This window comes from Spirochaeta lutea, from assembly GCF_000758165.1.
GTDB lineage: Bacteria > Spirochaetota > Spirochaetia > DSM-27196 > Salinispiraceae > Spirochaeta_D > Spirochaeta_D lutea.
On record NZ_JNUP01000003.1, the window covers coordinates 147,062 to 161,714 of the forward strand.

General features: G+C 51.2%; 11 protein-coding genes. 3 read left to right on the plus strand and 8 right to left on the minus strand.

What is annotated here, in order from left to right; genetic code table 11:
• Positions 1-71 precede the first annotated feature (71 nt).
• Positions 72-1,394 (plus strand): UPF0164 family protein, encoded by a 1,323-nt coding sequence (locus tag DC28_RS01135; RefSeq protein ID WP_052078301.1) that lies wholly within the window; start codon positions 72-74, stop codon positions 1,392-1,394.
• Positions 1,395-1,554: 160 nt separating this feature from the next.
• On the opposite strand, the gene DC28_RS01140 is transcribed toward DC28_RS01135, so the two are convergent.
• The 3 genes from DC28_RS01140 to DC28_RS15035 form a co-directional block, all read right to left on the minus strand.
• On the minus strand, positions 1,555-2,403 hold the full coding sequence (locus tag DC28_RS01140) for a hypothetical protein (RefSeq protein ID WP_037544741.1): 849 nt from the start codon (positions 2,401-2,403) through the stop codon (positions 1,555-1,557).
• The gene (locus tag DC28_RS15030) at positions 2,396-3,328 is read right to left on the minus strand and encodes an ankyrin repeat domain-containing protein (RefSeq protein ID WP_052078302.1); all 933 of its coding nucleotides are present in this window, start codon (positions 3,326-3,328) and stop codon (positions 2,396-2,398) included. The genes DC28_RS01140 and DC28_RS15030 overlap by 8 nt, the downstream gene beginning before the upstream one ends.
• An 84-nt stretch (positions 3,329-3,412) precedes the next feature.
• Positions 3,413-6,712 (minus strand): helix-hairpin-helix domain-containing protein, encoded by a 3,300-nt coding sequence (locus DC28_RS15035; RefSeq protein WP_081941760.1) that lies wholly within the window; start codon positions 6,710-6,712, stop codon positions 3,413-3,415.
• A gap of 54 nt (positions 6,713-6,766) precedes the next feature.
• Between DC28_RS15035 and DC28_RS01155 the strand changes: the two genes are divergently transcribed.
• Both DC28_RS01155 and DC28_RS01160 read left to right on the plus strand, forming a co-directional pair.
• Complete coding sequence (locus DC28_RS01155; RefSeq protein WP_052078304.1) at positions 6,767-7,552, plus strand: alpha/beta hydrolase; 786 nt, start codon at positions 6,767-6,769, stop codon at positions 7,550-7,552.
• A gap of 12 nt (positions 7,553-7,564) precedes the next feature.
• Positions 7,565-8,341, plus strand: a complete 777-nt coding sequence (locus DC28_RS01160; RefSeq protein WP_037544743.1) for a hypothetical protein — start codon at positions 7,565-7,567, stop codon at positions 8,339-8,341.
• Here the strand turns inward: DC28_RS01160 and DC28_RS01165 are convergent.
• The 5 genes from DC28_RS01165 to DC28_RS01185 all read right to left on the minus strand — a co-directional run bounded on the left by DC28_RS01165 (position 8,310) and on the right by DC28_RS01185 (position 14,641).
• Positions 8,310-10,514 carry a helix-hairpin-helix domain-containing protein gene (locus DC28_RS01165; RefSeq protein ID WP_037544744.1) on the minus strand — a complete coding sequence of 735 codons (2,205 nt, stop codon included), beginning with the start codon at positions 10,512-10,514 and terminating at the stop codon, positions 8,310-8,312. The genes DC28_RS01160 and DC28_RS01165 overlap by 32 nt on opposite strands.
• A gap of 13 nt (positions 10,515-10,527) precedes the next feature.
• A complete protein-coding gene (locus DC28_RS01170; RefSeq protein WP_037544746.1) occupies positions 10,528-11,235 on the minus strand; it encodes a queuosine precursor transporter in 708 nt (235 codons plus the stop codon).
• 182 nt (positions 11,236-11,417) lie between these two features.
• On the minus strand, positions 11,418-13,403 hold the full coding sequence (locus DC28_RS01175; protein WP_081941762.1) for a DUF3095 family protein: 1,986 nt from the start codon (positions 13,401-13,403) through the stop codon (positions 11,418-11,420).
• Entirely contained in the window at positions 13,357-14,211 is an 855-nt protein-coding gene (rlmB, locus tag DC28_RS01180) for a 23S rRNA (guanosine(2251)-2'-O)-methyltransferase RlmB (RefSeq protein ID WP_037544751.1), read from the minus strand. The genes DC28_RS01175 and rlmB overlap by 47 nt, the downstream gene beginning before the upstream one ends.
• A complete protein-coding gene (locus DC28_RS01185) occupies positions 14,201-14,641 on the minus strand; it encodes a hypothetical protein (protein WP_052078305.1) in 441 nt (146 codons plus the stop codon). The genes rlmB and DC28_RS01185 overlap by 11 nt, the downstream gene beginning before the upstream one ends.
• Positions 14,642-14,653: the final 12 nt, after the last annotated feature.

Here is a 14,653-nt window from a genome sequence, read left to right on the forward strand (position 1 = left end):
TTCGGCAGCAACGCGCCTTAGCCTTATGCCAATAGATTATCAAAGAGTTTCTGCGTTATACTGACAGTAGAATGAAATGGTTTTCCAGGCTCTCCATAGGAATTTTTTTGGTGCTTCTCGCTGTTACACCGCTTTCTGGACAAGAATTTCAGGATTTTTATGCAGATTTCTTTGAATATCTTGATCTTCTTGAGTCAAGAAATGTCGGGCTAACCTCCTTTCCGCTATTGAATATACCCCTCGGAGGTGCCCGGGAGGCCATCGGAACGGCATATACGGCTCTATCTGAAAATAGCGGATTTATTGAGGCGAACCCAGCCGCAAGCAGCTTACTACAAAACACCGAATTCAGCGTCTTTCATAACAACCTCATTGCTGATGTAAGCCTTGAGTCCATAGCCTACACCATAAGACTCGATCGGCTTGGACTCGGTATCGCTGGAAAATTCCTCCACGTTCCCTTCACCCGCTATGATTCCCGAGGTGCCCAGCTTGCATCAAAAACATTCAGTGAGAATATAATCATTCTCAATGCCTCCTACCTTTTATTCCCGAGCTTTTATTTTTCGGGGTTGGGTATCGGAGCAAATGTAAAACTAGCATACCGATCCATTCCTGAGGAGCTCTATACCACAGTACCCTTGGTTGTCAGTGGGTCCCAAGACGGATTGGGAATTATGGCGGATATTGGATTTCAGGGACACTTTAATTTGCTGAAATTCTATTCATCCCGGGAGAAAAATTTTTCCTTTGGAGCGGTCATTCAAAATCTCGGACCGCCTGTGAACGGCGACCCCCTTCCCACCCAGTTTTCCGGCGGTCTCGCCTATAGACCTCTCCGTTTCCTGGTATTTTCTGGGGACATAATCCTCCCGATTAATCTACTCTCTCCCCAGGATTCAGAGTCTTTGGGACTGGCCGTGGGTATGGGTATCAGCTTTACGGACTTTTTAACCCTTCGGGCAGGTCTTCTGCTCCGAGGCGGCAACCCCCGGATCTCCACAGGATTTGAAATCACCCTACCCTGGACATCACTCTTCGTGAATTATACCCTCGACCGGACCACAACATTGGGAGCGGTAGACCGTTTTTCTATACAGGTAACCCTTGATCTAGGTGACCGGGGACGCAGCCGCATCCGGGAGCAGGTTGACGCCCTCTACCTTGAGGCTCTGCAAGCCTTTGCTGAAAGCAACTATCCTCGGGTGATTGAACTCTGCGAACAGGCACTCAGCCTAGATCCTTCCTTTACACCCGCCCGTAAGACCCTTGAAACCGCCCGGGAAAGTTTTGAACTGGATAAGGCCCTGGAAAAGATCCGTCTCGGTGAGGAGGCAACGGGACAGTCCGAGAGTTCGGATCCGCCCGACAGTCGGGAAGAAGAAACCCAGTAGACCAAGCCCTCGGCCCTTGGATGGAGCTGCTGTTTCTGGTGCTGTTCTGGTGCTGTTTACAACCTTTTACCCACAAAGCAGTCTTTAGCAACTACAAAATACTATCCTGTTTTTCGATTATTAGGTATGCCAAGGGTAAATGGCTTCTGCAAGCGGCTCTCTATTCAAGTTCTTTTTTTTCCGAGATGTTCGACCGAAAGAGCAACAACGCGGTGTACAGTGCCATCGTATAGTCCCCGTAGCTTCCTCCCGAAGAGGTCAATAAGCGGAGCAGTTTTACCCGACTTCGGGCTTCCAGCAGCTCACCCCTGAGGAGTTGAAAGATTGTAACCTCAAGATCCCGGCTGAGCCGGGACCCAATCTGGTTTTTAGTGCGTCGAACCATCAAGTGATACATTTCCGGTTCTACGGGCAAGGGAGCTACAGGCACCAGATCAAGCAGCCAAGCCTCCAGTTCATCATGATCGATGGCCGGCGCTTCATGAACTATGCGGTGCCACACTGTTTCAATGATCTCTATTCCCTCATCACGGGTGAAGTGAACTGAATCAATAATCTCTTTGCAGATTAATTTCCGATCCACCCCTTCTTTTGTTACCCCCGATCGGCGTTTTAGGGTAAAAAACACCACAATACTAACCCCACCGGAGATAAGAATTTCATCCAATAAGGGAAGCGGATCTCGGATGAAAAGAGATAGGCTCAGAAAACCTGCCAAAAAAATCCCCGATGCCACAAGGAATCTCGGAATAAAGGATCGTTCTAATACCAGCTGGTCAATTTTTTTCTCGATCTCGCCGAACAGCGAATCCCGGAACCACCGGATCGCTTCTACCCTGGGTTCCTTCCCAAAGAGCCCGAAAACAGGAATCGTATCATCACCCGTGGGATAGGGCACTGATTCTCCGAAGGGATGAAAAAATCGAGAGGTTCCATCGGGGTTCTTAAGGTGAAGGATCGGGTAGCGCCCGCCTTCTTGAGGAATCCGATTTTGATCTGACTCAGGCATTTACTGTCCGCCCCTTTTCATACTGGGAATCGATGGCCTCAACCACCGCTGTGTGACCGAAGAGTTCGGCGTATTTGCGTGCAGTCATCCCCAGTTGATCTATTAGATTAGTATCAGCACCCGCAGCGATAAGTTGCAAGGCAATCTCGCTATGTCCCTCACCGATCGCTAACATGAGCGCAGTCTGCCCGCTTTTACTCTGATGATCAAGCTCCACATCTCCGGACAACAGTTCCTCCAGCACATCCTGGGAACCCCGGATTGCAGCCTCCATGAGAGGCGAATTTCCCCTATCCTCACTGGGCTGATTAAGATCAGCCTGATGCTCCTTCAAGAGGTGGACAATGTGCTGATGACCGTTCCGTATAGCCAGAACCGAGAGGGGCGTCCCCCGAGGATCTTTGGCATCAGGGCTGAAACCAATCCGTAGATAGTTTTCTATATTCTTGACATCGCCAAGTACCACTCGTTCCGCAAGGTTTTCCTCATTAAGTCCAAGCCCCTGATCGATCAACGCCTCTCGGGATTTCTCAATCAGGTGGGTCTGCAGCCAAATATGCTGCTCATCCCGGACGAAGGCAACGAGATCATCCTGATCATACATCACTGGCAAGTGCCGGAATATCATTCCCGGGGAAAACTGTTGACCGGTAAAAAAGGAACAGGGAATGTCAGCGCCCAGAACGTATCCAAGAACCATATAGATCCAGCCACCCATACGGTCCAGAGATTCATAGCCATGGGTGATAACCACAAACTGGCTGAAGTGACTAAAATTAAACTGTAATTCCTCTCCGTTGACATTCTGCCAGCCATCATTGAATTGGTACCCGATAGCGTCAATGGAGTGCTTCCGCTGTAACTCGCGGATAACCTCTTCAGCCTGTTCTTTACCACGTTCTGGAAATACAACTCCGACCCGCATGAGGCCCCCTCTTCAATTTACATTACAATTCTTTCATTGCTATCGGCAGAATCATATCGCCATTTTACCATTACTCTTGGACAATCAGTACCCCAAGAATGATTCACCCGGGAAGGTATCAGAACCGCCGGAAATAGACTCCACCTCGGCGATTTCGACCGTGCACACCCCCTGATCCCACCGGACAATCCCCTGCACCAGGTATACGATCAGCTGGCTGCCCCCCGAGATCTCCCTGAGAACCCCATCGTATCGGTCTGGAAAAACCACCGTTTCTATAAAGCCGAATTGATCCTCAAAGGTCAAAAAGATCATAAGCCGCGCATTTTTGGTCGCCACCTGCTTTCCGGTAACCAAATTTGCCACAAAGTGGACCCTGGTCCCCTCGGCACATTCTGAAATCCTCCGGGAATCCACAGGCTCCCCGGGACCCCCAAGCCGGAAAAACACCTCGTTGCGCCGTTCCTCTTGAATTAATGCCGGATGGCGGGAAATCATCAACCCCATGGTTCGGCACTCATCGGATACCCGGGTTTCAAGGGAATACTCAGGAAGGGGAATTCTCGGCAGCGGAGCCGAAGCCGTTTCTTCCAGGGGAAAAAGTTCCCCACCCCCGGGTTCCCCCTCACGCTGCATAGCAGCTCTCCCGGCCCGGGACTGGCGCAAGTGTCCCGGTTGGGGCGCCGAATTCGCCGGCGTCCTCTCCCTCTCTCCGGGGTTGAGCCCTGGACGACGAGATCCGTGGCCGTTCTGATGTTGCATCTCCCGCCCGCCGTAGGTAATCCCTCTGGCATGCTCATCACCGGAATGAAGGGGTTGATAGGGTGACAGGGTGATTCGACGCTCCTTGGCTCGGTACCCTGGCCTGTTTATATGGAAAGCCTGCCACATCAACCCCGGCCGGGTTTGCCCTCCCGAAATCGAATCCAGACATCCACTCCGGATGAGGATAGAAATCTCGGTATAATTCATGGGGACCCGGCGAAGCAGTTCCGCTAAGGAGGTGAATACACCCCCTTCCTTCCGGGATTCGAGAATCCGATCAATCACGGAGCTGGAAACAAACCGAAGTTGGGAAAGTCCGACCCGTACCCCCCGGTTTTCCAGGGAAAACATCCACTCACTTTTATTGATGTTCGGCGGAAGGATGGTGAATCCGAGTCGAGGAAGGGCATTCAGATAAACCTGTTTGGAGTAAAACCCTCCTCCATTATTAATGACGCAGGTAAAAAACACCTGGGGATACCGGGCTCGAATATAGGCAAGTTTGTAGGACACTAATGCGTAGGATGCGCTGTGACTCTTACAAAACGAGTATCCGTCGAAGGATATGATCATCTGCCATAATTCATCAATGGCGTTCTGCCCTATTCCCTGCCTCTGGGCCCCCTGGACGAACTGTTCCTGGTACGCCGACAACCGCAATGCCTTGTCTTTCCGGGAGAGTGTCTTGCGTAGTCCATCGGCCTGTGCGCTGGTAAACCCTGCAGCGGCCATAGCAACCCGGGATACATCTTCTTGGTAAACCATAATGCCGTAGGTATCCTTGAGGATGGTAGATACCCTGGGATGAACATCGGTGTATGGCGCCCCATGGAGACGCTCCACATATAATTGGATATACCGGTTGGCTGCAGGACGAATAATCGAACTTGCAACAACAAGATGCTCAAAGGAAGCGGTCCGCATCTTTCTGAGCAGCTGCCGCGTCGCCGGAGATTCAACATAAAAGATCCCCAGGGAATCCCCCGATTCAAGAAGTGCTCTGGTTTGAGAGTCCTCCAGGGGCTGAAAGGTCTGCCAATCGATAGGGGCTTCACCCCGTTGGACTCTCACCGGATTTATGAGCTCAATGCAATCCCGAAGCACGGCCAGCGATCTATTGCCCAATAGATCAATCTTTACCAGCCCCATGTCCTCGGTGCCGTCCTTCTCCCAGGCAATAACGGGCCAACCAAGCCCAGAGGTTTGAACATGGGTATAGTCTGATATCAAGCCTGGAGTGATAACCACGCCTCCGGGGTGGGTCCCGATGTACCGCGGGGAACCTCGGAGCAACCGGCTATGACGGAGAAGCACCGGCGGAAGCATGTCATCCTTCCCGCTGCTCCAGAGGGCTACCATGCGGCTTTGTTCATCCCCGTCCAACCCCAGGGCCTTGGCGATCTCCCGTACCGCTGATTTTCCTGCAAAGGTCACATGGTCGGCGACCATGGCGGAGTGACCGGGGTATCGTGAGAAGACGTATTCAAGGGTAGCAGCCCGTTCATCCCAGGGAAAATCAATATCGATATCGGGAGGGTCTTTTCGTCCGGAATTTAGGAACCGTTCAAAAAAAAGATCGTATTTCAGCGGATCAACGTGTGTCAGCCCCAGAAGATAGGAGACAATACTTGCCGCAGCACTACCCCGGCCGCAGGTCCGGGGGGTCCGGCGCACAATATCATGAACGACCAGAAAATAATTAGAAAAGTTCTTTTCTTTAATAATGCCCAGCTCCCTGTTCAAACGCTGGCGTATTGCCTGGGTTAGGGATCCGTAGCGTTTTTTCACCCCGTTTCTACAAAGAGATACCAGCCTTCGATGAGCCTGATCCTCTGAAAGCCCCTGGAAGCTCGGAAAGGTCCAGTGACGGGGGAAGGTCATGGTATTTTCCCATTCCCGGCAAAAAGCCCGGGTTGTCTCCGCTACCCGGGGTACCGGGGCGAAGTATCGGGTAACCTCCCCGGGATCTACAATCTGCTGCCAGTCCCGTAATTTCAGTCGAATCGGAAGCTCCTCATACCTGCACTGTAACCTGATGGCCTGGCGTAGATCTCCCTGAAATCGATCCTCCTCATCAACCCAGACCCCGCGGTTAAGCCCTATCACCGGTATGGACAGATCGGAAGCCCAAGAGAGGATCCGGTGGTACGGCAAGCCCCAGGTAAGGCCCGCATACAACCCCAGCTTTTCCGGCCCCAGCTGCTCCAGGGCGCGGGTACGCTCATTGGGGCTTATAACAACTGCGAGATCAGCCGATGCGTGCTCAACCAGCCACTGAGCACAGAACCGGGCAGGATTATTCTTCAGAGACTCGGTTTCCAGGATAGTGCTAACTAGGGTGTTAATACGCCGGAATCCCGGATCATTACGTGCGTAAATCAGAAAAACCATATCGGGATCGTCTTCATCGGATACATCAATACCTGTAAGAACCGATAGCCCGGCATCCCGGGCTCTGGTCCAAATATCCGGCAGGCCGTACCAACTATGCAGATCAGTAATACCAATGTACGACGTCCCCCAGAACCGTGCCATACGGCATAATGATTCCGGTGAATGGATTCCTCTCAGTAGCGAATAATGGGACCGTAGTGCTATGGGCGGAAACAACCTCGTCATACTTAACAAATGTATAGTATATTTATCGCCTCCGCAAGGATTATAGTTTTTTGTATGAAACTTACGCGAATCCCTCCTACAACCCGCATCGCCGGACCCTGCTCCCCCCTCTTATACAAGGGAAGAGAGGACCGACCCGCCATTCTCCTGATTCACGGATTTACCGGCGGGCCCCATGATATGCACTATCTTGCCCAGGGCATTGCTGACCAGGGATTCACCGTGTCTGTACCCCGATTACCGGGGCATGGAACCAACGGGGATGATTTTATTCAAAGCAGCGCAAAGCAGTGGCTTCGTCACAGCATAGATTCCTATCTTGATTTACGGAGAACTAATGAAACGGTGCTGGTGGGAGGATTATCCATGGGGGGAGTACTGGCCTTACTCCTAGCGGCTCAGTTCCCCGTTGAGGGCCTCATGCTGTTTGCACCCGCTCTAGTTGTAAGCAATCCATTGATCGGCCTCTCAAAACTCATTGGCAGTATGATTCCCCGAACCCGTCACGTTCCTAGAGTAGACGAAGAAGCTGAACCGGAGCTTCAAGAAATACAGCGTCAATATGGCTCCTTTACGTGGATCCGCCAGGGGGGAGAGCTGTATAGGCTCCAACGGATGTGCCGGAAAAGCCTAGGTCATATAACCGCGGACACCATGATGGTCTTGTCCCAGCAGGATATAACCGTACCCCTGCGGTCTGGCGAGATAATAAAGCGTAGGATCAATGCAAAACAACTAGACTATAAAATCTATACCCAAAGCGGTCATGTCATTACCAACGGAATTGAAAAGGAAAAAGCCCTCGCCGATACCCTGGAATGGCTTTCTAAAAGGGTGTAGTATGGAGACACTATGATCTTGTTCACAATAAAAAAATGGTTCTTTGATTTTTGGGATAACTTTTTATCCATCGCCCTGCTTAATCTCGGGTTCCTAGGATTTTTGGCCCTGCCCCTGCTTGCCCCCGCATCTGTTATGGAGGATTCGCCTGTCCTGGGGATCATCATTATCTCCCTTGGGTTTTTGCTGCTTCATCTCTACACAGGTATGGCCCAGGTTCTCCTTAAGAAAATCGTCAACTACGAAAAACCAGAATTCCGAGATGTCATACCTGCCCTGAAGGACAGCTGGAAGATAAGTCTTGGTTTCGGCGCCATCAACCTATTCCTCCTCATGACCCTCTTTTTTGTTGTTCCCTTTTATTGGTCAATGGATAGCATTCTTGCCCTGGCTGCCCTGGTCTTTCTATTCTGGATGGTCTTGTTGTGGCTCCTATCTTCCCAGTTTTTTTATCCCATCAGGACCCAGCTGGAACGCCGTTTTCCGAAAATTCTGAAAAAATCCTTCATTATCTTCTTCGATAATGGTGGTTTCTCGTTTTTGTTAGGAATCTTTTCTTTAATCGTCCTTGCCTTGAGTAGCCTGACCGCCTTCCTCGCCCCGGGCCCCATTGGCGCCATGCTGGTAGTTCAAGTCGGATTAAAACTTCGATTATATAAATATGACTATCTTGAAGAAAACCCCGAGGCTGACCGTCGCAAGATTCCCTGGGGAGGCTTGATCTTCGAGGATAAGGAACGGGTTGGAAAGCGCACCTTTAAGGGGATGATTTTCCCTTGGAAGGAATAAGCCGTTCCAGGCTTATTCGTTTTCGTTGAAGGTCAAGGCCTAGAATTCGCACGGTAACCCATTCTCCGGGAGCAACCACTGCAGCTGGATCCCGAACAAACCCGGTGTCCAGCTTTGAAATATGAATGAGTCCGTCTTGATGAACCCCGAGGTCGACAAATACACCAAAGGAAGTAATATTGGTGACTTTTCCGGGGAGGATCTGTCCCTCTTCAAGATCTTCTAGGGAATGTACCCGGGGATCAAAATCCTGTATTTCAAACTCCGGCCGCGGATCACGGCCGGGATGAGCGAGTTCCTGCTCAATGAGGGTGAGGGTCGGAAGACCGAATCCGCTCTGGGAAGAAAACCATTTTTTCTTCCAAGTCTCAAGGGGGTTGTGCGGAAGGCATGAAAATCCCCCTTGATCCATAATGTCTGCTACAGAGGTACCGGAAATCTTCTCCAGATCCTCAATAACGCCGTACATTTCCGGATGGATACCCGTTGCGTCTAAGGGATTGTGCCCCCCTGGAGTCCTGAGGAACCCGGCTGCCTGCTGAAACGCCTTTTCCCCCACACCCGGCACCTTCAACAGTTCTCGACGGTGCGTAAAGGGGCCCTGGGTAGAACGGTGCTCCACCACCGCCTGGGCAGTTTTCTGCGTAAGACCAGAAATGTACGAAAGAATTTCCGTACCGGCCCGATTTATATCAACTCCCACGGCGTTCACACAGAGTTCAACCTCCTCGCCCAGACGTTTTTGGAGGAGCGCCTGGTCAACATCATGCTGGTACTGTCCAACACCCATTGCCCAGGGATGAATTTTTACTAATTCATTGAGAGGATCCTGAAGTCGTCTTCCTATGGAAACAGCACCCCGATAGGTTACATCTAAATCAGGAAACTCCCGTCTCGCGGATTCGCTGGCGGAATAGACACTAGCACCCCGCTCATCCACCAGGAGCACTGGGATGGAATTCTGCAGGACATCCCGAATGATCTGCTCCGTTTCCCGGCCTGCGGTTCCGTTTCCCACGGCAACACAGCCAATACCATGTTCTTCTACGACCGTTTCTATAAACTCCCGGGTTCCCCTCAGATCATTCTTTGGCTCCGTAGGAAAGATGGTCTGCCAATGGAGCAACCTTCCATCCGCATCTAATACAACAGCCTTGCAGCCTGTACGAAACCCGGGGTCGACGGCTAACACCGGCGTGCGCCGGAAGGGTGGAGCCAGCAGCATAGATCGGATATTTCCTGCAAATAGCTCCACCGACTGGGCGTCCGCCTTCTGCTTAAGCTGCTGGAAGATTTCGTTTTGCAGGCTAGGAAAGAGAAGGCGTTTATAACTATCGAGGTAGATCTGCTCCCAGAATTGTCGATCCTCACCCCTTGATTTTTTCCACCCCATGGGCAAGCCAGAGGCTTCCATCAAGTTAAAAACCTCGTCTTCCGGGGGCTCCACCTTCACCCGGAGGATACCCAGGCTCATCCCTCGAAACACCGCGTGGATCCGATGACCGGGAACAGCGGTAATACCCTCTTTCCAGTCATAGTAATCCTTAAATTTCTGGTACTCCGAGAGAAGAGCTGGGCTCCCGGGTTTCTCCAACCGCGCTTTGATACAGGTAGAGGTAAGATGGGATTTTTTATTGAATACCTCCCGGAGAGCTGATCTAAGCAGGTGATTCTGTGCACAGCCCTCAGCGAGAATATCCTGCACACCCCCAACCGTCTCCTGAACCTCTTGTAGGCCATGCATCTTCGCCCACCCCCGGATGGCCCCTAGGGGAGATTCCGGATTACCCCAGGCAGCCTCGGCGGCAGGTCCCAGGCCCTTCTCCCTGGCCCTATCGGCCCTGGTCTGCCTGCCCTTCTTAAATGGCAGGTACAGATCCTCCAGATCCATAAGGGTTTGCGCCTGCTGAATGGCCTGCTTCAGCGCAGGGGAAAGCTTCCCCTGAGCCTCGATGGTTTTAATGATATAGTCTCTTCGGTGATGTAGGGCCTTCAGTTCCTCTGCGGTATCCCGGATTTTCATTATCTGGGTTTCATCCAATCCCCCGGTAAGCTCCTTGCGGTACCGGGCAATGAACGGAATGGTGGCACCCTCGCTAAGAAGGGTTAAAACCGCATCTGCGGTTTTACTGGAGACGCCCGCAGCCTCCCCAGTCTGTTTGGATAAAACCATTGATCGCTCCTCGTTAATCCAGCCTTGTTTCTAGCTCCCGGATCTTTCCCCGGGAAAACCACCGTGCGGCAATATATACCAGTGGGGTGTCGAGGCCAGCAACCAACCACTTTAACAGGTAGGTAGTAAGATTAATTTCCCACCATATATCCCATGGGAACACCCCGGCAAAGGCGATGGTATTAAAGATGAGGGTATCGATGAGCTGACTGACCATGGTACTCGCATTATTGCGCACCCAAATATACCGAGAGGCGGGCAGCTTTTGCCGCCAGAACTGGTAGGCCCAAATATCATGTATCTGACTTATTCCGTAGGCTGCTAGACTCGCCAGGGTAATCCGGGGAAGGATACTGAACAGGGTAACCAGACTCTCCTGGGCGAAATCCTCCGGTGAAGGTAGGAACCCGAGGGCGATATTCATAACGACGGTAGCAGTGATGAGAGAGAAAAAGCCAATCAGCACGGCCGAGCGGGCGCTCTTTTTTCCATAGTTTTCTGAGAGGATATCCGTAACCAGAAAGCTTGTAGCGTATACGATGTTACCCAGGGTCGCAGTCACTCCGAAAAGCTCGATGGTTTTTAACACCTGGATGTTGGCGATGATGGTCGCAATGGGAATCCAAATGAGAATTCCAATCCGGCCCATAAACCGATAGATGAATAGGATGGCGGCAAAGTTTGTAACCAATAAAAGCAGCCACCAGAGTTCATTAGCCATAGTCTGTCCTAGTATCTCGGAACTTTTCCGAGTTTGTTTTGGTAAGGCGGGATTCTACTTCGACCGCCGCTGGTCAGGGTATCCAACGGATAGTAACCGGCATCGGGATGGTACCGAATTTAGCTGCCCTCTGTCCAGGAAATCATTGCGATCATTGGGCGAATATGGGAATTTTGGGCCGCCTATACCCGGACGAGGCAGACCACCACCGGATCATCCCGTTCCAAGGGAGATGAGGAGAAGCCTGAAAACCATTGAATATCTTGATAACCAGCGTTTCTTAGGGCCTTGCCGAGGGTGGGAGGATCAATGCTGTAGATTCTCTCTCGGTTCGTATGGACTCCCCCCTGTTCATCTATCAACTTTGTATGGAACAGAATATCACCGGTATTGGGATATTCGTACCGGCGTAGAAAGGTAAGGTTTCCGGCATGAATGGGAGGAAAATCCTCTCCTCGGGTACGACGGAGCATATCATAATTAAGCAGTTGTATGAGCAGGTATCCCTCGGGAGCAAGCATACTTCTCCAGGTTCTTAGCACCTCACCTAGGGTCTCTTTATTCCGGGAATGGATGAGGGTATTTCCTAGACAGGTGATGAGGGCGTACCGGCCCTGTTGCCTAGCAATACTGTAGGATGCAGAAGCAGTGAAATCACCTCGATACACTCGCACCCGGGATAGTGGTAATCCCAAATCAGAAACCGCCGATTCGGCCTGCTGAACCATCTTTGGATCGTAATCGAAACCGACACAAAATCTATCGGGTCGATTCTTGGCCACGGTACGCAGAAGTTCACCAGTGGCACATCCGATATCAAGGAAGCCCAAGGGAGCACCATCCTCTCCCACCCCCGGACTCTCATCCAATATCCCCTGGACAAACGAGAGGGTGTCCCTGCCAAGGCTGAAAATCGTCTCATAGTGGGGTGCCAATGTAGAAAAGAAGCTGCTCTGACCGTCCGGAAGCTCCTGGGGCTCACGTCGCTGTTGTTTAAGCTTCTTCGCCGCAAAGGTATACCCCCCGTCCGTAGCATCAAGGAAGTGTATATCATGTCCTGAATCGAGACTCGCTAGGCACGTCATGTGGGCGGAGTGAGTTGTATGAATTCCGTAATAACAGTTTCCATTCCGGTATTCAGCCTCAAGAACTCGTTCCAGGGCATCTAACTCCTGCCGGTCTGCTGAAAGGATTATCTTAAGGGAACCATCAAGCTTCTGAAAATCGCTGGCCTCTCTGTTCTGCTGGGCAACATTATGTACCTCATACAATCCCACCCGCAGGGGAATTCTCAGAACACGGACCATTCCAACAAAGGCCATTAACAAGCGGGTACGGAATAGTCCCAAGAGATATCCCAATCCCCGGCGGAATCTGCCGGTCAGCCTTGCCTCCAGCTTCCAGCTGCTTTTTGGTCCGCCCATCTTCATTTCATCCGGCGCTTGAATGGGATGGTACCCTTCAGCTCCGCCGAAGATGTCCCATATCGCCTGGAGAATCATCTCTCCGGAATAGAACCCTCGGGGTTCAACAATAATCGCACAGGTAAAATCCTTCTTACTGGGAATATCCTGCCAACGACAGCTGAATCCCTGGTAATCACCGGGTTCTGTTCCCGTGTCCGGCGAAATGTTCCAACCGGATTCCTCCAGGCCAGGTGATTTTAATAGCTGGTCTGCCACAACCAATCCCCGCCCATGAAACACCGCCTGGGTATAGGTTGGAGATACACGATACTTGCTTACCCCCAAGGATACCCCCCTGGCATACAGCGCTTCGACCGGGATGAGGGCCCCTCTCAAATCTAAACCGAAGAATTCGTCCACATCCCGGACCAGTTTTCCCAAGGCCTCTTTAACCGCTGAAACCCTTTCGCGATCAACGAGGCAGAACATACCATCACCGCCAAAACTGAAGGGTAGATCCAGGGTTTGATAGACCCGTGCGATAGCCATAATGCCCAGTGCGCCGGCTACATTTACATGTTTATAATGCCCCTCTTCCAAGGCCTCAGTCGAGTTACGTACATCGGTACAGGCCACAAAAAACTCCCCGGGTACGGTCCACCCCGGTGTTTTGGCAGCCGCAACTATATCCTTCAGGATTGGTAGTTGGGAATACTCATTCATTGATGTGATAGGGGAATCCCTGCTGTCTTCTTGTTTCATAACTTAGTATACCTGCTGCGACACTGACATTGAGAGAATCAATGTTTCCCTGGGTGGGAATCGAAATAATCTGGTCGCATCGTTTCGCCGCGAGGGTACTGATACCTCTTCCCTCGCTTCCTAGGACCAGGGCGACATTTCGTGCTAGGTCCACCTGGGGAATCGCTGCTCCTCCCATATCGGCGCCGTAGATCCAGAATCCTGCATCCTTTAAACGCTCTATGGTCCTAACCAAGTTGGTCACCTCAATACAGGTAACGTGCTGATCGGCACCGGAAGAAACCCGAGAAACGGTTTGGTTTACCTTCACCGAGCGTTTTTCCGGTATAAAAACGCCATCAATTTGAAATTGATCTGCTATTCGTAATACCGCGCCGAGATTATGGGGATCGGTAACCCCGTCAAGAAGTATAACCACAGCACAATCCTCAGGAATACGGCTGCAGGTATGTAAAAAATCTTCCAAGGTTTTCGGGGGATTCTTATGCTTCCCCACCCCGTTCTGAGTCCCTGATGATGAACCGGAGGTTCCTGTTTTAACCCTCTCAGTATCCTTCTTCGCGCCTTTTGACCCAGAGATGAGCAGGCATCCCTGGTTATCTGGACTTCCGGTTTTTTCACGTACCAGGCTATCAAGCTCAACACGGCTCAGCCGTGTTATTTCGAGGGCAGAACCCTCAGCCCCATGGATCATCCGTGCAATACGTCTCGGTACATCCCTGCGAATATAGAGCATCCCCGGTTTCCCTGTTTTGAGGTACTCTTCTATGGCATGCAAGCCTGTAGTGATGTAGTTTTTATTGCTCACCGAATACCCTCACCTGGTCAATTAGTCCGTCTCCGGATTGATCACGGTAATATTTTTCAACATAAACCCCTTGGGAAATGAATACGACCAGATCTATTACGCCGTTAAAATCCTGGTCTATTTCTCGGCGGATAAGTACATCGTTGGAATAGATATAAAAATCGTCCATCTTCCCGTCATTATTGGAGTCTATAGCCTCAAAATTCCGCATCAGGGATTCATCATCCACCAACATGGCATAATCAACCCTCGAATCGCCTGAAGCATCGGTGGTCACCCACGTATCATCATACTGTCCGATCTCAAAAAAAAGCCCCTCACTGAGTAGCAGGGGTTGCCCAAGAAGCTCACTAGCCTTGGTATCCTGAGAATATCCCGGTCCAACGACCAAGGCCAGTAAACAAAGAAAAAGGGGCAGGGTCTTTTTCATAATTCCTCCTGC